Annotated in this window: 18 protein-coding genes; 4 read left to right on the plus strand and 14 right to left on the minus strand. The window is 58.6% G+C overall.

Going from position 1 to position 22,326, the window contains the following annotated elements; all coding sequences use genetic code 11:
* Window positions 1-308 precede the first annotated feature (308 nt).
* The 8 genes from NW842_RS08630 to purF form a co-directional block, all read right to left on the minus strand.
* The gene (locus NW842_RS08630; RefSeq protein WP_414417856.1) at window positions 309-914 is read right to left on the minus strand and encodes a DUF3727 domain-containing protein; all 606 of its coding nucleotides are present in this window, start codon (window positions 912-914) and stop codon (window positions 309-311) included.
* A 108-nt stretch (window positions 915-1,022) separates the two neighbouring features.
* Window positions 1,023-1,259: a gas vesicle protein GvpG gene (locus NW842_RS08635; protein ID WP_011433717.1), complete on the minus strand. Its 237-nt coding sequence runs from the start codon at window positions 1,257-1,259 to the stop codon at window positions 1,023-1,025.
* A gap of 189 nt (window positions 1,260-1,448) precedes the next feature.
* Window positions 1,449-1,838, minus strand: a complete 390-nt coding sequence (locus tag NW842_RS08640) for a hypothetical protein (protein WP_414417857.1) — start codon at window positions 1,836-1,838, stop codon at window positions 1,449-1,451.
* Between the two features lie 333 nt (window positions 1,839-2,171).
* Complete coding sequence (locus tag NW842_RS08645) at window positions 2,172-3,368, minus strand: AAA family ATPase (RefSeq protein ID WP_414373818.1); 1,197 nt, start codon at window positions 3,366-3,368, stop codon at window positions 2,172-2,174.
* A gap of 163 nt (window positions 3,369-3,531) precedes the next feature.
* The gene (locus NW842_RS08650; protein ID WP_414373820.1) at window positions 3,532-5,772 is read right to left on the minus strand and encodes a pentapeptide repeat-containing protein; all 2,241 of its coding nucleotides are present in this window, start codon (window positions 5,770-5,772) and stop codon (window positions 3,532-3,534) included.
* Between the two features lie 381 nt (window positions 5,773-6,153).
* Window positions 6,154-6,621, minus strand: coding sequence for a thiol-disulfide oxidoreductase DCC family protein (locus tag NW842_RS08655; RefSeq protein ID WP_414352089.1), 468 nt, complete (start codon window positions 6,619-6,621; stop codon window positions 6,154-6,156).
* A gap of 11 nt (window positions 6,622-6,632) precedes the next feature.
* Window positions 6,633-7,157, minus strand: a complete 525-nt coding sequence (gene def, locus NW842_RS08660) for a peptide deformylase (RefSeq protein ID WP_414330398.1) — start codon at window positions 7,155-7,157, stop codon at window positions 6,633-6,635.
* Window positions 7,158-7,209: 52 nt separating this feature from the next.
* On the minus strand, window positions 7,210-8,838 hold the full coding sequence (purF, locus tag NW842_RS08665; protein ID WP_414417858.1) for an amidophosphoribosyltransferase: 1,629 nt from the start codon (window positions 8,836-8,838) through the stop codon (window positions 7,210-7,212).
* Between the two features lie 266 nt (window positions 8,839-9,104).
* On the opposite strand from purF, the gene NW842_RS08670 reads away from it, so the two are divergent.
* Window positions 9,105-9,845 (plus strand): hypothetical protein, encoded by a 741-nt coding sequence (locus NW842_RS08670; RefSeq protein ID WP_414417859.1) that lies wholly within the window; start codon window positions 9,105-9,107, stop codon window positions 9,843-9,845.
* Window positions 9,846-9,880: 35 nt separating this feature from the next.
* Here NW842_RS08670 and NW842_RS08675 read toward each other — a convergent pair whose 3' ends face one another.
* On the minus strand, window positions 9,881-11,278 hold the full coding sequence (locus NW842_RS08675) for an aspartate aminotransferase family protein (protein ID WP_414373823.1): 1,398 nt from the start codon (window positions 11,276-11,278) through the stop codon (window positions 9,881-9,883).
* Window positions 11,279-11,573: 295 nt separating this feature from the next.
* Entirely contained in the window at window positions 11,574-13,289 is a 1,716-nt protein-coding gene (locus NW842_RS08680; RefSeq protein WP_414373874.1) for a succinate dehydrogenase/fumarate reductase flavoprotein subunit, read from the minus strand.
* A 380-nt stretch (window positions 13,290-13,669) separates the two neighbouring features.
* Here NW842_RS08680 and NW842_RS08685 point away from each other — a divergent pair, with 380 nt between their 5' ends.
* Both NW842_RS08685 and NW842_RS08690 read left to right on the plus strand, forming a co-directional pair.
* The gene (locus tag NW842_RS08685) at window positions 13,670-14,728 is read left to right on the plus strand and encodes a glycosyltransferase family 4 protein (RefSeq protein WP_414373825.1); all 1,059 of its coding nucleotides are present in this window, start codon (window positions 13,670-13,672) and stop codon (window positions 14,726-14,728) included.
* 105 nt (window positions 14,729-14,833) lie between these two features.
* A complete protein-coding gene (locus NW842_RS08690) occupies window positions 14,834-16,999 on the plus strand; it encodes a glycogen debranching N-terminal domain-containing protein (RefSeq protein ID WP_414417860.1) in 2,166 nt (721 codons plus the stop codon).
* A gap of 129 nt (window positions 17,000-17,128) precedes the next feature.
* On the opposite strand, the gene NW842_RS08695 is transcribed toward NW842_RS08690, so the two are convergent.
* From NW842_RS08695 to NW842_RS08705, 3 genes are all read right to left on the minus strand, one after another.
* The gene (locus tag NW842_RS08695; protein WP_414417861.1) at window positions 17,129-18,943 is read right to left on the minus strand and encodes an ABC transporter substrate-binding protein; all 1,815 of its coding nucleotides are present in this window, start codon (window positions 18,941-18,943) and stop codon (window positions 17,129-17,131) included.
* A 235-nt stretch (window positions 18,944-19,178) separates the two neighbouring features.
* A complete protein-coding gene (gene ispF, locus NW842_RS08700) occupies window positions 19,179-19,652 on the minus strand; it encodes a 2-C-methyl-D-erythritol 2,4-cyclodiphosphate synthase (protein ID WP_414417864.1) in 474 nt (157 codons plus the stop codon).
* Between the two features lie 364 nt (window positions 19,653-20,016).
* On the minus strand, window positions 20,017-20,310 hold the full coding sequence (locus tag NW842_RS08705) for a TIGR02450 family Trp-rich protein (protein WP_414329949.1): 294 nt from the start codon (window positions 20,308-20,310) through the stop codon (window positions 20,017-20,019).
* Window positions 20,311-20,500: 190 nt separating this feature from the next.
* Between NW842_RS08705 and NW842_RS08710 the strand changes: the two genes are divergently transcribed.
* On the plus strand, window positions 20,501-20,899 hold the full coding sequence (locus NW842_RS08710; RefSeq protein ID WP_414350476.1) for a hypothetical protein: 399 nt from the start codon (window positions 20,501-20,503) through the stop codon (window positions 20,897-20,899).
* An 86-nt stretch (window positions 20,900-20,985) separates the two neighbouring features.
* Here the strand turns inward: NW842_RS08710 and NW842_RS08715 are convergent, their stop codons facing one another.
* Window positions 20,986-22,308, minus strand: a complete 1,323-nt coding sequence (locus NW842_RS08715; protein ID WP_414417862.1) for a UbiH/UbiF/VisC/COQ6 family ubiquinone biosynthesis hydroxylase — start codon at window positions 22,306-22,308, stop codon at window positions 20,986-20,988.
* Window positions 22,309-22,326 lie beyond the last annotated feature (18 nt).

The raw sequence follows: 22,326 nt of genomic DNA on the forward strand, positions 1-22,326 counted from the left end.
TGGTAGTAATCCGTACTGAACATATTATACATTATTTTCAGTATAGTTGAGCTTATTATTGACTAGAGTCATGCTCCTTCGCTACGCAATGCTCAGGCGGCTGGTCTGAGGCTGGCTTATTCTGACCCTTGGCCCGCAGATCCGACGCCCCCGACAGATGTTGAGACGGGTCTGGAGTGGCTGGTGAAAAACTCTGGGCAAGTTTTACCGGGTAGTTTCACCACCTCTATCCCTATGGTGCTCCGCACCGCCGAGGCGACTGGCTGGGCAGGAGTATCCAACTCGGCAGAACAGAAGGGGTTGACCGCCTAATCTTCGTCTTCATCTTCTTCGTCATCTCCGTCTTCCCATTCCTCATCGAGATCCAGCAGCAGGGCATAGAGCTGATCAAAAAGCTCTGGCGGCTCATCGGGGGTGAGCAGGTAGGGATCCCCTTCGTCAGGCAGAGCGGCGTAGAGCAAAACGGGATCGAGGGGGGTAAAGATGCCGTATTTCTTCTCTTGGTAGAAAAAGGTAGCTAGCAGTTGAAACTCCTGGGCATCTTCCTCGCTCTCGCCCAGCTCGAACACATCTTCCTCTTCGACTGGGGGCAATTCCCCCTGAACCGTGAGGATGTCGAAGCCATTTTGCTGCAAGGTGAGGTTCAACTCCCCCAAGACAGCCTGGATGGTGGGCAGGGTAGCCTGTAGCTCTTCGGGATCCGGCTCGTCCAGGATCCCTTCCATGTTGGCATCGCCGTTCACCGCTTGGCTGGGTTCTTCTTCCCCTTCCCAAACCAGCACTTTGATCACAGCATCAACGGGAGTCACCAGAGCATAGGTCTGCTCGTCGATGACCACCTGACGCAGGATCTCGCACTTGAGAGGCTGGTTTTGCTCGTCGCGGAGCACCAAGGTTTCATGGGATCCAGTCATTGAAAACAGCCCAGGGTAGGAAAGACGGGGGTGTACAGAAGCTCATTCTCCCATGTTCTGCCCCCCCTGCAATGCTGAGGGATCCCTTCCAGGCCCACCGGCAGAACTCTATGCTTCGGCTTCTCCTTCTGCTTGGGTTAAGGCTTCCAGAGCCAATAAAATCTCCTCTTCTCGGCGGGCGTAGGTTTCTTCGTCAATTTCTCCCAAATCTAGCTGAATTTGCAGGGCCGTAAGTTCTTTTTGCAGGTTTTCTTTGCTATCCAGCTGTGCTTCGGCGCGTTCTTGGATCTGCTCTGCTAGCCAAAGCAAACTTTGGGCCGGCCAAGTCAACAATTGCCAAACCATCCCAAGGCCCCTAAAGCAGATGATGAGTCTTCGTAATCCTATCAATTTGGATTCTCAGGTGGCCATTGCCCCGGCCTAGCCGTGAAACTTTTTGTTCCCTTCCTCCCCAAGCTGGAAAGACTGGGACACGCACGAAGCGCCAGGGGAAACACTGGCTATTGGTGCTCAGGCAAGTCCTAGCCGCGAAGACTAATCCTCTCGCTGGTGCTTCTCGATCCACTCCATGAGCTCCCCCTCGGAATGGGTACACAGGCGCTCTCCCGTGATTGGGTCTTGGACAGACCACCAGACCATGCCGCTGCCATCTACCCACTGCCGCACCCGCAGTTCATCGCAGGCCGCCAAGACTGCCTTCAGGCTCTGCCAAAGGTGGCGCAGTCCTCTGAAGAGCGCTGAAGAGAAGGGATCCCTGCCGCCGTACTCGGCTGCCAGCTGCCGCTCTTCTTGTTTCAGCAGCTCCATCAAGCGGGTGTTGTTGGCCGCCCTAGCTGCTTCCAAACGACGGGCCAGGGAGGCTGCTATGTTTTGGCGATGGCGGGCCAGGAGACTTGTCCCCCTCATTTCAGCGGCTGCATTCATAGGGCTGCTCTGCATTATCAGTACCTCTACCCGATCAATCCTACCAAAAAATCTGTAATCAGCGATACGGAAATTGCAAAAACTATGGATCATGCGCTCTGCTGGGTGGAATTCAGTCCCAGTGCTCTGCCTGGGAGCTGCCGGAAGTTGATCGAATAAGGGGCCACCTGAGCAGCTCAGGGGCTTTCCTGGGGTGACGGATTTACGCGAGCTGACCTACAGGCGGCAAATTCAAGCAGAGCGGAGACCGGTGCTTTTCCGCATCTTGCGAGAGAAAATGCGTCCAAACCTACGCAGGGCTGCCCAATTTCAGAGCGAGCCAGCCAAAACAGCTCAGGCATGAGGCGGAGGGGAAAAGGATGAAGGACTATCGACTTCAAGGAGGCCTGAATTTATCCTTCCAGCCATGTCCCGTAGCTCCTGCATCAACTCTTGATCTTGAGAGGCAGTACGTGCTCCTGACTCGGCAGCCCATGCTTTCAGGCTTTGAATTTGGTCACGAGCGATAGCAGCTAGAGGAACCGTTTGCTGAATGGCAGTCAAGATATCTTCTTGGGTGAACTCGCGGGGTGGATCCTGATTAAAGGCCATGTGCATGGCGTCATAAATAGTCTGTTCAATTTCCGCTCCGCTGAAATCCTCTGTAGCCATAGCCAGGTCGGTATAGGAAAAGTCTCGTACTCGGTTGGGCCGTAGCCGCCGGATGTGGACTTGAAAAATCTCTTCGCGCTCCCTCTGGTTGGGCAAGTTCACAAAAAAAGTTTCATCAAATCTGCCCTTGCGAAGTAGCTCGGCAGGCAAGACGCGGACATTATTGGCAGTGGCGACAATAAAAACGGGCTTGGTCTTTTCTTGCATCCACGTAATCAGGCTGCCGAAGACGCGCTTGCTGGTGCCCGAATCGCCGGAAAATTCGCTGTTGACACCGCCAAAGGCTTTGTCCAGCTCGTCGATCCACAAAACACAAGGAGCCATCGCCTCGGCAATTTGGATCATCTGGCGCACGCGGCTTTCACTTTCGCCGACAATGCCTCCAAACAATCGTCCCACATCCAGCTTGAGCAGAGGCATCCGCCACTCGCGGGCGATGGTTTTGGCACATAGGGATTTGCCGGTGCCCTGAATGCCAACCAGCAAAACTCCTTTGGGACTCGGCAGGCCATAGGCATGGGCCTGAACACTGAAGCTGTTGCGGCGCCCCCTAATCCAGGCTTTGAGGTTTTCCAGGCCACCGACGTTTTGCAGAGTCTCAGAGGGATTGTAAAACTCCAGGATTTCAGTTTGGCGGATGTATTGTTTTTTCTCTTCCAAAACGAGATCAATATCCCCTTCGCTGACTTTACCGCTGGAAGTACAGACAACCTCGGTTGACCCCTCTTCAGCGATTTCGCCAATCACCAGGTGAATGTGGCTTTGCCCATTCTTATTGGCTTGAAGCGGCGGCAGCTCAAGAGTGGCAGGATAGGCCGTGCCGCTTTTGAATAAAGGAAAGAAATCCGGTGCCTGTAAATAGGGGTTCCAGAGGCGCAAGGCATAAGTATGGCGGAGATGATCTTGGAGATGGGCAAAACGAGTTAGGGCTAATGCTCTGTCGTCAAGGGATCCCTTAAGTACAGCGCCTCTCCTGTTGACTCCCCGCAGTTTAGCTGCCGGCTAGGGGCAAGTAGCATGGGTTGTCAGCTAGGGGATCCCGCTAGCGTTTTGCAGGAGTTGGGGGAGGTAGGTAGAGGGTATCGCGGTGGTCAAACCAGATGCTCGCCAAACCTTTAAGCCAGAGGGACAGCCAGATCCATTTCCACTTGAAATCAAGTCTTGCGCCTTTGAGGTTTGCGCCTTCTACAGTGGCATGATCCAGGTTGGAGCCTTCCAAGTTGGCATAGCTCAGGTCAGCCCAACTGAGATCGGCCCCGCTGAGATTAGCTCGGCTGAGATCGGCCCCGCTGAGATTGGCTCCAATAAGGTTGGCCCCGCTTAAATTGGCGCCGACCAGCTTGACTCCGCCCAAGTCGATCCAGTTCAAGTTAGCTCCGCTTAAGTCGGCTCCCTCCAGGTTTCTGTTGTCGGGCCGACCATTGACCAGTTCCCACACAAGATGCCACTTGGCATCGAGCTGAGTTTCTGGAGAAAGAATAGAGCGTCGCAGGTTGGCCAATTTCAGATCTGCCCCCCTCAGGTTGGCCCCGCTGAGGTCGGCACCGCTGAGGTAAGCGTTACGTAACTTGGCTCTGCCCAGCTTGGTCTGGGTTAGGTTGGCTTCTCCTAGCTTGGCCTTGTTGAGGCTAGCTGCGCTCAGGTCAGCCCCGCTGAGATCGGCTCTGCTTAGGGAAGCTCGGCTTAGGTTAGCTCCGATGAGCTTGACTTGGCTAAGGTCTGCCCGGCTCAGGTTGGCTTTCCTCAGATCTGCCCCGCTCAAGTCCGTTTGGCTCAGGTAGCGCAGAGGGCTGGGAGCATTGACATCAAGCAAGTTCAAACCCGACCTGCCCAGCTTGGCCTCGCTGAGGTTGGTGCCGATGAGGTTAGCCTCCCTCAGGTCGGTGCCAACTAAGCTGGCCTTGCTCAAGTTGGCTCCAATGAGCTTGGCGCCGACCAATTTGGCCCCCACCAGTTTGGCCCTGACCAGTTCAGCCTTGATCAGGCTGGCTCCACAGAGGTTGGTTCCCTCCAGGTTTGCCTTATTCAGATTGGTCTGGCTGAGGTTGGCGCCTCTCAAGTCCGCCTGACTCAGATTGGCTTTGCCCAACTCTGCCCACCTCAAATTTGCCCCGCTGAGGTTAGTTCCTCTCAGGTCAGCCTCCACCAAGCTCGCCCCTGTAAGCTTGACTCCGCTCAAGTCAGCCTGGCTCAAATTGGCCCTGCTCAGGTCGGCATAGATCAGGTTTCTTGCCTGAGCACGGCCGTTGACGAGCTCCCACACCAAGCGCCACTTGGGATCCAGCTGTGTCTCAGAAGAGACGAGAACTCTGCGCAGGTTCGCCAGCTCCAGCTTGGCTCCCCGCAGGTTGGCCTGAGTCAAGTCGGCCCCCTCCAAGTTGGCCTCGCTGAGGTTGGCTTGGCTGAGGTTGGCTCCTCTCAAGTTGGCCGCGGCCAGCCTCGCCCCTTTGAGATTTGCTCGCGTCAGGTCTCTTCCCCTCAGGTCGGCCCGCTCTAGAATAGCCCTGCTCAAGTCAACGTGGTTCAGTTTTTTTTCCTGAGCACGGCCGTTGACGAGCTCCCACACCAAGCGCCACTTGGGATCCAGCTGTGTCTCAGAAGAGACGAGAACTCTGCGCAGGTTCGCCAGCTCCAGCTTGGCTCCCCGCAGGTTGGCCTGAGTCAAGTCGGCCCCCTCCAAGTTGGCCTCGCTGAGGTTGGCTTGGCTGAGGTTGGCTCCTCTCAAGTTGGCCGCGGCCAGCCTCGCCCCTCTGAGATTTGCTCGCGTCAGGTCTCTTCCCCTCAGGTCGGCCCGCTCCAAGTTGGCTCCGCTCAAGTCGGCTTGGGCTAGGCTTTCCCCCTGGGCAACGCCGTTGATGATTGTCCACACCAGGTGCCACTTGGGATCCATCTGCGTTTTGGGAGAAATGACAACCCACCTCAAGTTGGCGTCCGTTAGGTTGGCCCCCAGCAAGCTGGCGCCGATGAGGTTGGTGCCCAGGAGGTTGGCTCCGCTCAGGTTGGCTCCGTTCAGATCGGCCCCGCTGAGGTCTGCTTGAGTTAGATTGGCTCCGCTCAGGTTGGCATGGCTGAGATTCACCTGGCTCAGTCTCGCGCGGTTTAGGTTTGCTCCTCTCAAGTCTGCCCCACTCAGATCTCGCTGACTGAGGTTGGCCTTTCTCAAATCCGCCCAGCGGAAATCTCGCTCGCCAGCCTCCAATTTTGCCCCCAGATCTCCCACCGGACGAAGGGTAACCGGATAGGCTTTCGCGATTTGGATAAGTTGGGGATCACCCGAATCCATTAGGGTTGTCCAGAGAGCAAACTGCTTTTCCCAATCCAGAGGTTGGTTTAGGGTTTGGAGGAGAAGCTCTCTGCCTTTTCCGTTGTAATGGCTAAAACATTTGATGGCGCCGTTTGCGCTTCTGGGATCCTTGCCTCTCAAAACCGGCTGGAGGATCTCTAAACTGCAATCGATATTGCCCAGATCTTTATCAGTAACTGTAGGCACGCCTCATCCCCCCTTTGGCTGCTTTGTTCCTATTCTCGCTATGGGCTTAGAGAGGGTCAAGACCAGTTCAGGGAATTCCCTTAGAAAGGTTAACCTTTGATACAGGAATTCAATCCTTTTTCAAATTCCCTGATCCAAGATAGCGAGCTGAGGAAGAGGGAACTTCCATTTTGGCTATCGGCTTGCTTCTGCCTTGCCGGCGGCTGGTGCTGCAGCTTTTCCCTCAGCCTCGGCCAAGGGATCCCGGCAGGCAACACAAGCAGGGTAGGCAGACAAATACAAGGTGTTGCGGCGGCCAAACCACTCGTAGCGGTGATCCCGGATCTGTTCGTAGCCTCGATCCCCCAGAACCTTCAAGCCAGGAAAGTTGCGGTACAGAGCCAGCCACACCTCCCCGCTCGGCAAAAGGGCGGCAATTTGTTCAATGGCAGCGGATCCCTGCCAGTGGCGCTCTGGGTGCTCCAGATCGATGAGAATCATCCCCAGCTCCACCTGCTCCGGTGGGATCCCCCATTGGGCCAGGGTAGAAGCATCTTGCATGGGGGCGTAGCAAAACTGCCGTCCGCGATCCAGTTGCTCCAAGAGCTGAACGCCGGTGGCACAGAGGTTGCAGAGGCCGTCGTAGATAACCATGTAGGGCATGGTGGGATCCCTCAGGCGGGCTGACCCAAAATCTGGGCTTGGTACTGGGCTTCGGTAAGCAGTTGCCGAGGCTGCCGCTGCAGGAACACCCGACCCATCAGGTGATCGTATTCGTGCTGAAAGATCCGCGCCGGAAAATCCTGCCAGACCACCCTTTGCTGAACGCCTTCTGGAGTGTAATACTCCACCTCCACTTCGCGGGCGCGGGCCACCAGACCACGGCAATTGGGCACACTCAAGCAGCCTTCCCACCCCAGCACCTGGTCAGAACTGCAAGCCAGCAGACGGGGGTTAACCATCACCAAAGGCTGCATTTGCGGCGCTTCCGGGTAGCGGGGATTGGGACGAGAGGCCACGATCAGCACTTGGAGCAGGGATCCCACCTGAGGAGCAGCCAAGCCCACCCCCTGCGCCTCTTTCAGGGTAGCCAGCATGCCTTCTATAAGATCCTGCAAGGCCGGCGTTTTGAACTCCGTCACCGGCTCGGCCACTTGCGTCAGGATGGGATCCCCTAATTGGCGTAGGCGAAAAGTCATGGCTTGCCCCAAGCAATTCTTCTTCTCAGTCTAGCGGGGATCCCTGAGCAGCCTAGCGGCTCTTGCCAGTAGCCACCAGTTCCAGGGCCAGCTTGGAGCGCTTCAGCCCTTCTGGGATGGGGATGGGGTAGTGGCCGGTAAAGCAAGCGGAGCAGAACGAGTTGGGATCCCGGCCCGTGGCAGCCAGCATGCCTTCCCAGCTCAGGTAGGCCAAAGAATCCACTCCAATCTTCTCGGCGATTTCCTCTACGGAATGCTGGGCAGCAATCAACTGATCCTGGCTATCGGTATCGATGCCGTAGAAGCAGGGATGGGTGACCGGGGGGCTGGAAATGCGCATGTGGACTTGGGTGGCCCCCGCCTGGCGCAGGGCTTTGACGATTTTCTGGCTGGTGGTGCCGCGCACAATCGAGTCGTCCACAATCACGATCCGCTTCCCCCGCAGCACGTCCTCCAGGGGGTTGAGCTTCATGCGAATGCCCCGCTCCCGCATGGATTGGGTGGGCTGGATAAAGGTGCGGCCCACGTAGCGATTTTTGATCAGCCCTTCGGTGTAAGGGATCCCCAATTGGCGAGCATAGCCAATGGCCGCCGGCGTGCCGGAATCGGGAACGGAGATCACCCAGTCGGCCTCTGCCGGAGCCTCCTTGGCCAGTTGTTCTCCCAGCCGCACCCGGTAGGAGTAGAGGCTTTCCCCGTGCATCCAACTGTCTGGGCGGGCGAAGTAGATCATCTCGAAGATGCACAGCTTGGGGGTGGCCTCCGCCCAACGCACCGATTGCAGCCCCTGACGGCTGATCCACACCAACTCTCCCGGCTCCACCTGCCGCAGAGGGTCGGCCCCAATGATATCCAAAGCACAGGTTTCTGAAGCCAATACATAATGCAGCGGCTCGGCCTCGGGGTGGCTGAGGGTGCCGTCGCTGCAGATGATCTCCAGCATCTCTGACTGCAGCAGCTCATCCAGAGCGGGGTTGCTGCTCAAAAGCCCCAACACCAGCGGACGCACCCCATAGGGATCCCGTGCCCCGATCAGGCCCTCTGGCGTGCCGATCACCAGACTAAAAGCCCCCTGACAGCGGCGCAAAGCTTGGCAAGTGGCCGCGATCCAATCTTGACCTTGGTTCACCGCCTGGGCAATGGCGTGGGCAATACACTCGGAGTCGGTGCTGCTGGTTAGGTGCCGGTCGGCGGCCTCCAGTTCCTTCCGCAGCTCTTCCGCATTGACCAAATTGCCGTTGTGGGCCAGAGCCAGCGGCCCCAGGCGAGTCTCCACGATCACCGGCTGAGCATTGGCCACGCGGCTGGATCCAGTGGTGGAGTAGCGGGTGTGACCAACCGCCAGATCCCCGGTCAGTTGGGCCAAGTTCACTTCATCGAAGACCTGGGAGACCAAGCCCATCGCCTTGTGAACCCGGCAAAAGGATCCCTCAAAAGTGGCGATCCCTGCCGATTCTTGGCCGCGATGCTGCAAGGCAAATAGGCCAAAGTAGGCCAGCTTGGCCACCTCCTCTCCTGGAGCCAGGATGCCAAAGACCCCGCAAGCCTCTTGCAGCTCTTCCCGGGCATACCCCGCCCCGCTGATGTTTTCTGAGGGGTACAGGGCATCAACGCCAACGGCAGTCTGCCCCTCTGCTTCTCCACAGCCAGAAGATGGTTCTGCTCCCGCCCTTGCTGCCATGGATCCTCGTCTTGCTGTCACGCTTACCAGTCTAACTCGGCCCAGGTCGTTCCCCTCTGTCTAGCTTCACCCCCGAAGGGGGAGTCCACAGGTGGGGTTTGCAAAAAGCTAAGACTCTATCTATAGTGTTAGCAGCGTGTGAGACGCTCCTGCTTTTGCGGCTGAGGAAGCAGGTTGGCCGGGTTTTTGAGTTGAATGCCACCGAAGCTCGGCTCTCCTAGAACCGGCAAGATCCCATAGCTTTGCGTTGTGAGGAGTCAAAGCCCATGAGACAGCAGCCCCATAGGTTCCGTCAGAGCTGGACGTTAGCAGCCCCTGTGATCAAAACCAGTGTGGCCGCTCTTCTGTCGTTGTCACTGGTGGCCTGCCAGGAAGATGCCCGCGAACAGCCTGCGGTTACCATCACGCCGATCTCGGTGGTGGCCCCAACGCCCACTCCTTTCCTCATCCCCAGTCCTGTCCCTACGCCGCTGCTCACCCCAACCCCCACTTCCACTCCCCTCTTTAATCCTTTCCCCACTCCCAGCCCCTCTCCCACCGCTTCCTTTGCGGCAGAGCCGCCTTCGATTGCCGTGGTGTCGCTGACGGACGCGCGACAGACAGTACCCTTCAACGTGCTGGTGGCCGTGACGACTCCTGCGGGTTTGGGGGCCGGCATCAGTTTCCGGGTGGAAATCCGGCAAAGCCCCCTCACCCTCACCTTTGATTTCACTGCCGCTGCCGTCGGCTGTCAGCCCAACAGCAAAACCTGCATCGGCACCATCCCCATTACCATTCCTGCTTCTGCTCCCACCGGGGATTATGAAGTGACGGCAATGGTGGCGGATACCCAGGGCCAAATCGCTTCGGCCAAAGCTCCCTTGCGGGTGTTGCCTGCGCCCAGTCCCTCCCCTTCGCCAACGCCGACCGGCACCCCTAATCCTTTTCCTTCGGTGTCGCCTTCGCCTAGCCCCAGTCCCTCTCCCCGTCCCAGTCCTTCGCCGACGCCCAGCCCGAGAAGCTCCTAACTCCCTCGATCCGTTTCTCCTGTCGATGCTCAGGGCTAAGGTAGCTCTTGAAGAACTTGCTTCAAAGTGGTGACTAAGCGTTCAATGTGGGTTTCCTGGATAATCAAAGGTGGGGAAAGGGCAATGGTATCACCTGTAGTGCGAATCAATACCCCCCGCTCGTAGCAGCGCAAAAACGCTTCAAAAGCCCGCGCTGTCGGTCGGCCAGGGATCCCTTCCAATTCAATTGCCCCCACCAAGCCGAGGTTGCGCACATCGATGACATGAGGCAAGCCCCGTAGGGAATGGAGAGCCTCTTCCCAGAGGGGAGCGAGGTTGGCAGCCCGCTCGAACAGGCCTTCTTCTCGATACAGGTTCAGGGTGGCCAAGCCGGCGGCACTGGCAACCGGGTGGCCGGAGTAGGTGTAGCCGTGGAAAAACTCGATGGGGCTCCAGGAGAGTGTCCTGCTGTTGTCCTCTGGACGGTGCAGGTCATCAACGGAACCGGCAGCCTCCATGAAGGCGGTGTAGATCTCTTGCTTGACAATCACCGCGCCCATTGGGATGGTGCCATTGGTGAGGCCCTTGGCACAGCAAATCAGATCCGGCACCACTCCGAAATAGTTGGCCGCAAAAGGGGATCCCAGCCGCCCAAAGCCGGTGATCACCTCGTCGAAGATGAGGAGAATGCCGTACTTGTCGCAAATGGCCCGCAGCTTTTCCAAATAGCCCACCGGCGGCAGCAACACCCCCGTTGAACCGGCAACCGGCTCCACAATTACTGCTGCAATCGTGCTGGCATCGTGGAGAGCGACGATCCGCTCCAAGTCTTCTGCCAAGTGGGATCCCCAGCGGGGCAGGCCGCGGCTAAAGGCGTTTTGCTCCAGGTTGTGGGTGTGGGGCAGGTGATCCACTCCGGGAATGAGGCTGCCGAAAAACTTGCGGTTGTTGGAGATGCCCCCGACCGAGATGCCCCCAAAGCCAACGCCGTGGTAGCCCCGTTCCCGGCCAATCAGCCGCTGCCGGGATCCCTGTCCGCGTATCCGGTGGTAGGCGATGGCCATTTTCAGGGCCGTATCCACCGCCTCAGAGCCAGAGTTGGTGAAAAAAACGTGATCCAGTCCGGCAGGAGTGAGCTGGATGAGCTGCTCTGCCAGTTGAAAGGCTTTGGGATGGCCCATTTGAAAAGCTGGGGCGTAGTCCAGTTGGGCCACCTGCTGTTGGATCGCTTCCACAATCGGGGGACGACAGTGGCCAGCATTCACACACCACAGCCCGGCAGTCCCATCTAGGATTTGGCGGCCATCGTGGCTGGTGTAGTACATGTCTCGGGCGGCCACCAACAGGCGCGGGTTGGCTTTAAATTGCCGATTGGCCGTAAAGGGCATCCAAAAAGGCTCCAGATTCAGCTCCGCTTGCAGAGCGACGGCTGCTTTTTCCAGGGTTTCTTGCATGGCTGGCCCTCCGGCAGTAGATGAGATTTCAAGCTGGCAGAGATGGGATCTCTAGATTTAGATAATTGCTGGAAAGCAGATTTGGATTGGATAGTTATTGTGGATATAGTCGTTTCAAGTTAGGGTGAGACGCCGGGCTGTTGGGAGAAGCCTTCTGGCAGCGCACAGTCAACATTGAGTTAGGGGTTTAGTGTCCTAGTTTGAATCGAAATGACCACAGTCATTGGAAAGAGACTCCGTCTCGCCAACAGGAATGCTAGGGCAATCCTAATCGGCCTGAGATGCCTCTGAAAAGTTAGTATCTCCGCTCCTGAGGGAGAAAGCGGGTGATCACCACGGGGCGATAGCTGATCTGCGGGGATCCCTCGCGAAAGGCAGCCAAGGTGTGTTGTAAAAACCGTTGATCGTCCCGTTGGGGGTAATCTTCCCGCGCGTGGGAGCCACGGCTTTCCCGCCGTTCCAGGGCGCTGGCGAGGATCAAAGCCCCCACCGTCATGAGGTTGTCCAGCTCCAGCGCTTCGATCAGCTCGGTGTTCCACACCTTGCCCCGATCGTCCAAATGCAAATCCCGCTCGTAACGCTGGCGGATCTGTTGCCATGTTTGGATCCCTTCTTGGAGAACCGATTCGGTGCGGTAGACGCCGCAATGCTCGGTCATGCAATCTTGAAATTGCCGCCGCACCTGATCAATGCGGCTCTTCCCTGATCGTTCCAGGAGCCCGGCAATCCGGCTGGCGGCCTGTTTGAGTAGGGATCCCTCGTCCACTTTCGGCAAGGCTCGACCTCTGACGGCTTCTACCATGGCTGCCCCTGTGCGCCGCCCGAAAACAACGCACTCCAGGAGAGAGTTGCTGCCCAGCCGATTAGCCCCATGCACCGAAACACAGGCCGTTTCACCGGCAGCGAACAGCCCTTCCACACGGGTTTGGGCATCCCGCAGTACCTGCCCCTCCACCGTCACCGGGATCCCGCCCATGCAGTAGTGCACCGTCGGTCGCACTGGAATGGGATCGACAACCGCATCGATGCCCAAGTGGCGATGGGCCTCCTCCCAACAGAAGGGCAGCCGAGTGTGGATCTTTTCTGCCCCCAGATGCCGCAGGTCTAAGTAGACAAAATCTTTGCCGTCAATACCGCGCCCGGCCCGCACCTCCGTAACAATCGCCCGCGAGGTGATGTCCCGTGGGGCCAATTCCATCTGGCTGGGGGCATAGGCGGCCATGAAGCGCTCCCCCTTCCCATTGATCAGATAGGCCCCCTCCCCGCGCACCGCCTCTGAGATCAACACCCCCACCGGATACAGGCCCGTGGGATGAAACTGCACAAACTCCATATCTTGCAGAGGCAGGCCGGCCCGCGCCACCATCGCCATGCCATCGCCGGTGGAAGCAAAGTCGTTGGACGTGGAGTTGTAGATGCGCCCATAGCCGCCTGTAGCCAACATAACCGCCTTGGCCCGCACCACCTCCAGCCGCCCGCTGGCCTGCTCCAACATCACCACGCCCTGGGCTTGGTTGTCCTCCAGGATCAGATCCAGCACATACCATTCGCTGTAGAGCTTGACCCCAAAGCGCTTGAGGTTGCTCACCAACTCGTGCAAAATGGCCTGCCCAGTTTTGTCGGCGGCATAACAGGTGCGCGGGTGGCTGTGTCCCCCAAAGGCCCGCTGGGCAATGCGGCCATCCCGCAGGCGGGAGAACAAGACCCCCAAGTGTTCTAGGTCGATGATCACTTCAGGAGCTTCCCGGGCCAGAATCTCCACCGCATCTTGATCCGCTAGGTAATCGGATCCCTTGACGGTATCGAAGGCGTGGGCTTCCCAGGAATCTTGCGGATCGACATTTTGTAAGGCGGCGGCAATGCCCCCTTGGGCTGCTACCGAGTGGCTGCGAATGGGATGGGTTTTGGATACCAAGGCCAGGTCGAGGTTGGGATCCCGTCGCATAGCTTCCAAAGCCGCCCGGCAACCGGCCAGCCCTCCCCCAATGATGACGATGTCGTGCTCCAGCATGGATGCAGGCAAGCTCTCGCAAAGGATGTCCGCCACAGCTAGGATGGCGTTTCCCCATTATGGCCGGCTCCAGCAGCCTCCCCGGCAGCAACTGGGCATAGCTCGTTATCGCTACGCGACGCTTGCGCGAACGCGCCGGTGAGGTGTAGCCCCTTCCCCTCTGGACAAAAACTGTCAGGCCAGAAAATGAGATGCTTTCCGACAAGACCCATCCAACAGGCTTGGCTGGCTACGATAAAGGTTGGGCCTGGCTTTGCCCTTGAAGAACGTTGCAGCTCATGGCGTGGGTGAGAAGCTCTCCCTAGGAGCAGCCGGAAATGCCAGTGAGCCCGGTCTGGCAGACAGCCCTGAGCGGTGATGATTTGGTGTGGAGGATAGCTATGCGCATTGCTCAGATTGCCCCTTTGCATGAGAGTGTGCCCCCCAAGCTCTACGGCGGCACCGAGCGAGTTGTGTCTTGGCTCACCGAAGAGCTGGTGCGGCGGGGGCATGAGGTGACGTTGTTCGCCAGCGGCGACTCCCAAACCCAAGCGCGTCTAATCCCCTTTCGGGAGCGGGCTTTGCGTTTGGATCCCACGGCCATCGACACAGTGGCTCCTCATGTTTTGATGGTCGAGAAAGCCTTTCAGATGGCCGACGAGTTTGACATTATCCACGGCCACATCGACTACTATCCCTATGCCCTGGCCCGTCGCCACCCGCAGGTTTCTTTTTTGGCCACCCTACACGGGCGACTGGACATTCCGGAGCTGCAGCCCCTCTACACCGAGTTTCAGGACATTCCGGTGGTCTCCATCTCCAATGCCCAGCGGCTGCCTTTGCCCCAGGCCCGCTGGGTGGGGACGGTCTACCACGGCTTGCCCCTGGATCTCCACCGTTTCTATCCAGAAAAGGGGGACTACCTGGCCTTTTTGGGCCGGGTCTCCCCGGAAAAAGGGCTGGATACGGCTATTGAAATTGCCGTCCGGGCTGGGATGCCGCTGAAGGCTGCTATCAAGATCGATGCGGTGGATCGCCAGTACTACGAGTTAGAAATTAAGCCTTTGGCCAGTCGCCACCCCAATGTGGAGATCATAGGGGAAATCACCGACCAAGAGAAAAGCGAGTTTTTGGGCAAGGCCTATGCGGTGCTGTTTCCCATCCGCTGGCCGGAGCCCTTTGGGCTGGTGATGATTGAAGCGATGGCCTGTGGCACGCCGGTAATTGCCACCCGTTTTGGCTCAGTACCCGAGGTAATGGCCGACAGGCGCTCCGGCTTTATTGTCGACTCGGTGGAGGAAGCAGTGGAGGCTGTGGAGAAGGTGGGATCCCTAAGCCGAGCCGGGGTGCGGCAGGTGTTTGAGGAGCGGTTTAGCGTGGAGAGGATGGTGTCGGACTATGAGGCTCTCTACCACCAACTGGTAAACGAGCGGCAACTGGCCTCGAGGACGGCAGCCTAGCCTATTAGGGCCCTTGGAAAGCGGTGTCGACTATCGCCGCCATCTGAGCTGAACCTTGCTCCCTCTCTCTTTCGGTTGCATGAGAATCGAAAACAAGAGATCGAGATGGCAGAAGACATCATCCAAATTCAAGATCAGTACTACATCCGGGCCAGCGCCTCTTGGGTGGAGGCACGCTCTCATGTTCTCAAGCATGACAACTGCTTTGCCATCTTTGACCGGCGAGGGAACATGCGCCCCCTCGGCATCCGGGATCATGGCCTCTTCCGGGACGACACCCGCTTTTTGTCCCGCTGGGTGTTGGACTTGCAGGGAAAGCAGTTCCTGCTGCTCAGCTCAGAGGTGCGGGAAGACAAAGATATTTTGGCGGTGGATCTGACCAACCCGGAGTTCACCACCTCAGAGGGGCAGTTTATCGGTCAAGATACCCTGCATGTTCTACGGACTACTTTTCTGTGGAACAACGTAGCCTACGAGCGCATTCGCATTCACAACTACGGCTCGGAGCCGTTTCGCGTGCCGATTACCCTGCGCTTTGAGGCGGACTTTGCCGATATTTTTGAGATCCGGGGCATCCGACGGGCCCAGCGGGGTCAAGTGCTGCCGGCCCAGGTGAACCCTGAGGGAGTGGTTCTCCGCTACCGCGGCTTGGATGGAGTGGAGCGGCAAACCCAGTTGCAATTTTTGCCGGCGCCGGAGCTAGTGTCGGAGAAGCTGGCGCAGTGGTGGGTGCCTTTGGCCCCGCAGGAGGAACGGGATTTGGAGCTGAGGGTGATCTGCAGCTACGGCGGGGAGGAGATTGCCCCTTTGACCTACCAGGAGGCTCTGCAGGCGGAGCGGGAGCAAAGGGCTTCCTTGCGGGCGCAAGCCCACCGGATCGACACCGGCAATGCTCAGTTTAACGATTGGCTCAACGCCTCACGGGATGACCTGCTGATGATGCTCACCCGCACTCCCTACGGGCTTTATCCCTATGCGGGGGTGCCCTGGTTTACCACGGTCTTCGGGCGAGATGCCCTGATCACCGCCTTGGCTACTCTTTGGTGGTTCCCGGACTTGGCCCGAGGGGTGTTGCTCTATCTGGCGGCCCATCAGGCCCAGGAGCTGGATCCCAGTCGCGATGCGGAGCCGGGCAAGATCCTGCACGAGCATCGGCGCAGCGAGATGGCCAAAACCCGCGAGATCCCTTTTGGCAACTATTTTGGCAGCATCGACTCCACCCCTCTGTTTGTGGTGTTGGCAGGACGCTATGTGCAGCGCAGCGGCGATCTCGAGCTGTTGCGGCAGCTCTGGCCAAACATCGAAGCAGCCCTGCACTGGATGGACACTTACGGGGATCCCGATGGGGATGGCTTTCTGGAGTACGCGGGCAAAGCTCACCGGGGCCTGCGCAACCAGGGCTGGAAAGATTCTGAAGATGCCATCTTCTACCCGGACGGATCCCTGGCAGAACCCCCCTTGGCCCTGTGCGAGGTGCAGGGCTATGCCTACGAAGCTAAGCAGTTGGCAGCAGAGATGGCCGAGCTGCTGGGGCGGCAAGAGCAAGCAGCCCAGTTGCGACAACAAGCGGAAAAGCTGCAGCAGCAGTTTTGGGATCACTTCTGGTGCGAAGAGTTGGGGGGCTATGCCCTGGCTTTGGATGGCCAGAAGCAACCCTGCCGGGTGCGCAGCTCCAACATGGGCCACTGTCTGTTTTCGGGGATCGCCCATCCCGAGCACGCCGCCCGCATTGCCCGGCAACTGCTGGAGCCAGCTTTCTTCAGCGGCTGGGGGATCCGCACGGTGCCGGAGGGAGAGGGCCGCTACAACCCCATGTCCTACCACAACGGCTCCATCTGGCCCCACGACAACGCCTTGATTGCCGCAGGCTTATCTCGCTATGGCTTCAAGGGCGAAGCGGTGCGGGTCTTGACAGCGCTGTTCGATGCCAGCCAGTTTCTGGAGCTGAAGCGGCTGCCTGAGCTGTTTTGTGGCTTTCGGCGGCGACAGCGGGAGGGCCCCACCCTTTATCCGGTGGCCTGTCTGCCCCAGTCTTGGGCGGCGGCCAGTGTGTTTTTGCTGCTGCAGGCTTGTCTGGGGCTGGAGATCGACGGGCTGGCTCAACGGGTACATTTAACCAAGCCCACTCTGCCCCTGTGGCTGCCCCATGTCATTCTTGAGAATGTGCAGGTGGGCCAGGGATCCCTGGACATCGGTCTCTATCTGCAGTCAGGAGGGGTGGGGATCACCGTCCTCAGGAGTGCGGGGGACGTGGAATTGACGGTGAAATAGTTGCAAAATTCAAGACATCCGCAACACAACCTACAACTAAGTTTCACCTGCCAAATGTGGCGATAGGGACACAACTCAACAGTTCAGACAGCCTCTCCCTATCCCACATCACCCACATCATCAGAAGTTCTACTCTTGAATGTAGAGCTGATCCAAATTCCACAATGGCCCCAGAATGGGTCGGGGATCCACCCCTTGAATGCGGTTGCGCAGGGCTGAGAGAACCAGGGGGTTGAAAGTGCCAATTTGGGGCAGCTGTTCCTGGATGATGATTTGAAACCGGTCGTAGAGGGCCTTGCGCTTTTCAAAGTCTAGCTCCCGCACCCCTTCGATAAAGATGCGGTCGATCTCCCGTTCCCAATCGCTGACCTCAACCCCTTCTGCCGGGTTGCCGGGCAAATCTCCCAGATTAAAGAGGTGCAAACGGCCGTCGCTGCGCCAGATGTTGGAGCCGTTGTTGGGCTCGGTGCCGCCGCCACCAAAGCCCAGCAGCAGGGTTTCCCAGTCGCGGCTATCGGTGCGCTGCACCAGGGTGTTGAAGGCGATGGGAGTAAAATCGACGGTGATGCCGATCCGCTCCAGGTCGGCTTTGATCAACGCGCCGGTGGCCTCTCGCTGATTGTTGCCAGCGTTAGTCAGCAGGGTAAAACGGACGCGGTTGCCCTCGGAATCCCGCAGGTGGCCCTCCACATCATAGGTGTATCCGGCATCGAGGAGCAGTTGCCGCGCTTTTTCAGGGTTGTAGTCGTAGGTGGGCAAGCCCTCTTCGGGGCTGAGGTAGAAAGGGCTGGCGGGGGAGAAAACCGAGTGCTGGATCTCGCCCAACCCTTGCAGAACGCTATCGACGTAAAACTGCCGGTTCATGGCATGGGCCACCGCCCTGCGGAAGTTCAAATCGTTGAACCAGCGACTTTTGACGGGATCCACAAAGGGCCGCCCGGTCTGGGGATCGCGGGCTCGGCTGAGGTTGAAGGCAAAGAAATTGTTGTTCAAAGTCTGGCCGAGATTGTAGATGGTGAACTGATCCCGTTCTTCTTCTCGCTTTAAGAGCTGAAAATCTCTCCCCCGCACCGAAAACACGTCGGTCTCGCCGGAGCGAAACTGCAGCAGCGCGGTGTCCTCTGAGTCCACAATGCGCAGGATCACCCGTTCAATGCGCGGGATCCCTTCCCCCTTCCAGTAGTAGGGATTGGGCCGGTACACCAGCCGTTGGCCAGGGGTGTATTCCTGCATGACATAGGGGCCAGCCCCCACCAATTGCTGCACCGGCGTGTCGATACCCCAGGTTTGCAAGAAAAGGGGGTTGCCCCGGCTGTCCAACTGCTCGACAGTGGGCTCGAGGATGTGCTTGGGCAAAATAGGGGATCCGGCCTGCAGCAGAAAGGGAGCGAAGGGCTCCGGCAAAACGAACTCAATCCGCCGCTCGTCCAGCGCCCGCACCTGAGGCAATGCTCCGGCTTCTCCAATTCGCTGCACATCCCGCGCAGAAGTCGGGATCCGCTCGTTGAAGATGATGCGGTTAAAGGTAAAGTCCACATCTGCTGCTGTCAGAGGCTCTCCATCCGACCAGCGCAGCCCCTCCCGCAAGGTAAAGACATACCGCAAGCCGTCCTCAGACACTTCCCAGCCTTCCGCCAGCTCCGGTTTGGGCAAGAGGGTATCCTCATCCAAGGTGACCAAGCCCGCCTCCAGGTAGGCGATGGCGTCGCGGCTGGAGCTTTCGGCGGCCAGATAGGTGTTGAAGGTTTTGGGATCCGAAGTCACCGTGGCAACCAGATGGGGGGGGCGGGTGGGCGTGGCACAAGCGCTGAGCCAGAGCAGAAGGATCCCTAGTAGAGAGACAAAAAGGTTCCTCCTGAGTCGGTTTGCCGAGGTGTTGTTTTGGCCCGCCATTTCTTTTGCCAAGTCGTTGTTCCAAGCAAGTTTGGGACGGCTCGCCCGCATCCCGCGCCCTGTGGCCCAAGCGCTCCGCGCTGCTGAGGCCCTCACCCCCAGCCCTTCTCCTAGAGGAGTAGCCCCCCTCCCGGCCCCTTTCCCAGAGGGAAAATTGGGGATCCAGGTAATGGGTGGTTTGACTGCGACTTGGGCAGATTCTGCGTTTTTGAGGGAGCGGTTGCTTGCCAGTTTGGCAGCTCGGGCAGGGCGATGACCAGGTTCTTTTCAGACTCTGCTGGGAAGGTTAGCACTCCAGCAACAGGGCTACTGCGAAGGCAGCAATGGCCTCTCCCTGACCTATGGGGCCCAGTTTTTCGTTAGTAGTAGCCTTGACCCCCACTTGCTTGGGGGAGATCTGCATCGCCTCTGCCAGGCGGGCCTGCATGGCGGGGATGTGAGGTTTGAGCTTGGGCTGCTCCGCCACCACCACACTGTCTACATTGGCAACGCACCAGCCCTCTTGGCCCACCAGCTGCACCACTTGCTGTAGTAAAAGGATGCTATCTGCCCCTTTCCAACGCTCTTCTTCAGGGGGGAAGTAGTAGCCAATATCCCGCAGAGCGGCAGCCCCCAGGAGAGCATCCATGATGGCGTGGGTGAGGACATCGGCGTCGCTATGGCCCAATAGCCCCTTTTCGTAAGGGATCCGGATCCCGCCCAGGATCAGGGGGCGCCCCTCGACGAGGCGGTGGATGTCGTAGCCCTGGCCAATGCGCACTTTTCCGGCTCCCTTGGGAAAACCATCGAGACCCTTGTCGACCATCGCCCCCTCCGAGGAGCTAGGGGGATGGGAGTCGAGTAACCGACAAGCAGCTTTTGAGAACGCCTCTTTCTATTCTGCCGGCTCCAGAGGGGAATAGCAGATGGGACAAGACGAACCACTGTAGCAGTCGAAGCAGATGAGGTGAGACTTCCCGTAGGGATTGGCGCAGCGCTTGGCCCACTGATAATCGCTGTAGCTAAGATCTTTTCCGCAAACGTCACATCTGGCCATCCCGCTTTCTTCTCCTCAAGCTTCCGAATTAAAACACCACACTAGAGAGATGATCCTAATCGATCCCTGAGCCCCAGCTTGAGAGAAACTATCCCCCAGCCCTGTCCAGAAGGGGATCCTGCCGCCCACAGGGGATCCCGTCTTCGAGAGGCGTCCAGCCCGGCTGCCAAAGATCCCGGTTCTTCAGGGTGGCCGCGTTGACCCAGAGGCGCACCTGGGGATCGCAGACGGCTCTTAGCTCGGCAAACACCAGCCCTCCTTCCCCTTGTTGGCGAGCGGTGACCTGAAAATGTCGCCAACCCAGAACAGGCTGAACGGAAGTCCATTTGGAGCCGAGGAGGTGCGGGAAAGGCTGTTTCCGACGGGGTTTGTTGCGAGCCACGGGACGGAGGGTGCGAGCGGGTAAGGGATGAAAGGGACCCAGCTTTCCGGCCATTCCTGAGGACGGCAGCGGGGATCGAGGGGAGCGGCAAAGCCAGCCGAGATCCTGAGTTTCCCTCAGATCCGCCTGTGATCGGTATGTGTGATCGGTATGATCGAGGGGATCCCTTTCCACTCCAGCCTATCCAACCATGGAGCAGCACCGGCAACGGCTTCAGTTCTCTTTCTGGCAGGCAGTCTTGAAGGGGGGCCTTCTGTTTCTGATCCTGGCTGGCCTAATCTTGGGAACAGGCCTGCCCTTGGGAGCGGCAACCGGCCCCACTTTGTCCGGCAAACTTACGGGGCCAGAGTGGCGACAAGCAGACCCGGAGGCCAAGCAGGACTTTTGTCGCAAAGCCTTTCAAGCGTTTCGCGCCTCTCCTTCCCAGAGCTACATCATCAGCTCCAATGTGCAGGCTTTGACCCCAGAAGGTTTGTGTCGGCGCTTGGATCAGTTTTATCAGTATGCCGTCAACGACGAGATCCCCATCAACCAGGCGGCCAATATTGCCCCATTGCTGTTTTCAGACTTACCTCTGGAGCAGCCTTGATCCCATGTGGATCGCTTGTCCTGCCGAGGACATAATGACTTTCTCTTAGTGAGGATCCCAGCCCGGCTGTGACAGGTTGGCCGGATTCAGACAGGTGTGGGCAAGGGTTCCAGGGGTGTAGGGAAAGGGAGCTGTTGGAGTTGGGGTTGTTGAGGGCGGATCCCCATCGCTTGGCGCATCAAGGCAGGCTTGAGCAGCGGCAAAACCTCCAGTCCCCACAGGCCCAGGCGACGCAAGACCAGCAACGGCCAGCTTCGGTTGGAAAAGAGGCGATTGGCAGCATCGGTTGCAAAAAGAACCAGCGCGTTTTCTGGGCGGCGACAGCGCTCGTAGGCTTTTAACAAAGCCGGATCGCCGGGATCCCGGCCCGCCATTTTGGCTTCGATCAACAGGGCAGCCAAGGCCGCCACATCCCGCATGCCCAGATTCGCTCCCTGCCCCCCCAGCGGATGGGTGGTATGGGCAGCATCCCCCACCAAAGCCAGCCGGGATCCGATATAGGTTTGGGCATGGGCCCGCTGCGGCTGATAACAAGCTCTGGGAGAGGCGGCCAGCAACGCTCCCAACTGGGATCCAAACCAAGGCCGGATGGCCTGCAGAAACTCAGCCTCAGATAAGCCCATCAGCCGATCTCGATCCGCTTGGCGAACTGTCCAGACGACGCAACTGCGATGGGGATCGGAGGTGGGCAAAATGGCGAAGGGACCGCTGACCTGAAAGCGCTCGTAGGCCACCTGCCGGTGAGGATGCTCATGGGTGAGGGTGGAAACGATGCACACCTGTCCATAGCCCCAGCGGGATAACGGGATCCCAGCCTGTTCCCGCAGCCGCGAACGGGCCCCATCTGCAACCACCAGCAAAGCAGCTCGCAGAGTTTGCCGGGATCCCTCCTGGGCCAGCTCTACCCGAATGTGATCTGCTGCAGGGGAGAAACTTTGCGCCTGAGCAGGGCTGAAAAGGGTTACCGAAGGGCACTCGCGAATGCGCTGCAACAGAGCTTTTTGGGTAATTTGATTTTCCACGACGTAGCCCAGCGCCGGCGCTTGGAGCGTTTCGCGGCACAACTGAGCCATCCAGGGGCTTTCCCCATCAGAGACCTGAATGCGGTGGATGGGAGAGACTCCCCAGGCCTCCATAAGGGGCCACACCCCAATTCGCTGCAGAATGCGGGCTGTCCCCAGAGCCAAAGCGCTGGCTCGGCCATCGGGCCCCACCCCCTGCGAGAGATCCCGCCCCTCGATCAGCCCGACGCGGATCCCGGCCTGGCCCAAAGCGGCTGCTAAGGTGGATCCCACCATCCCAGCTCCGGCAATCACCACTTCAAAATCCAGTCGCCTCGGCGGGACGGTGTCCTCGGCTGTTGTCGGGGCAACGGCGAGCGGGGCAGTGGAAGTGGGCAAAGGGCTCATGGACACTCACGGCAAGTG

It is taken from the genome of Synechococcus sp. R55.4 (genome assembly GCF_047461935.1).
Classification (GTDB): Bacteria; Cyanobacteriota; Cyanobacteriia; order Thermostichales; family Thermostichaceae; genus Thermostichus.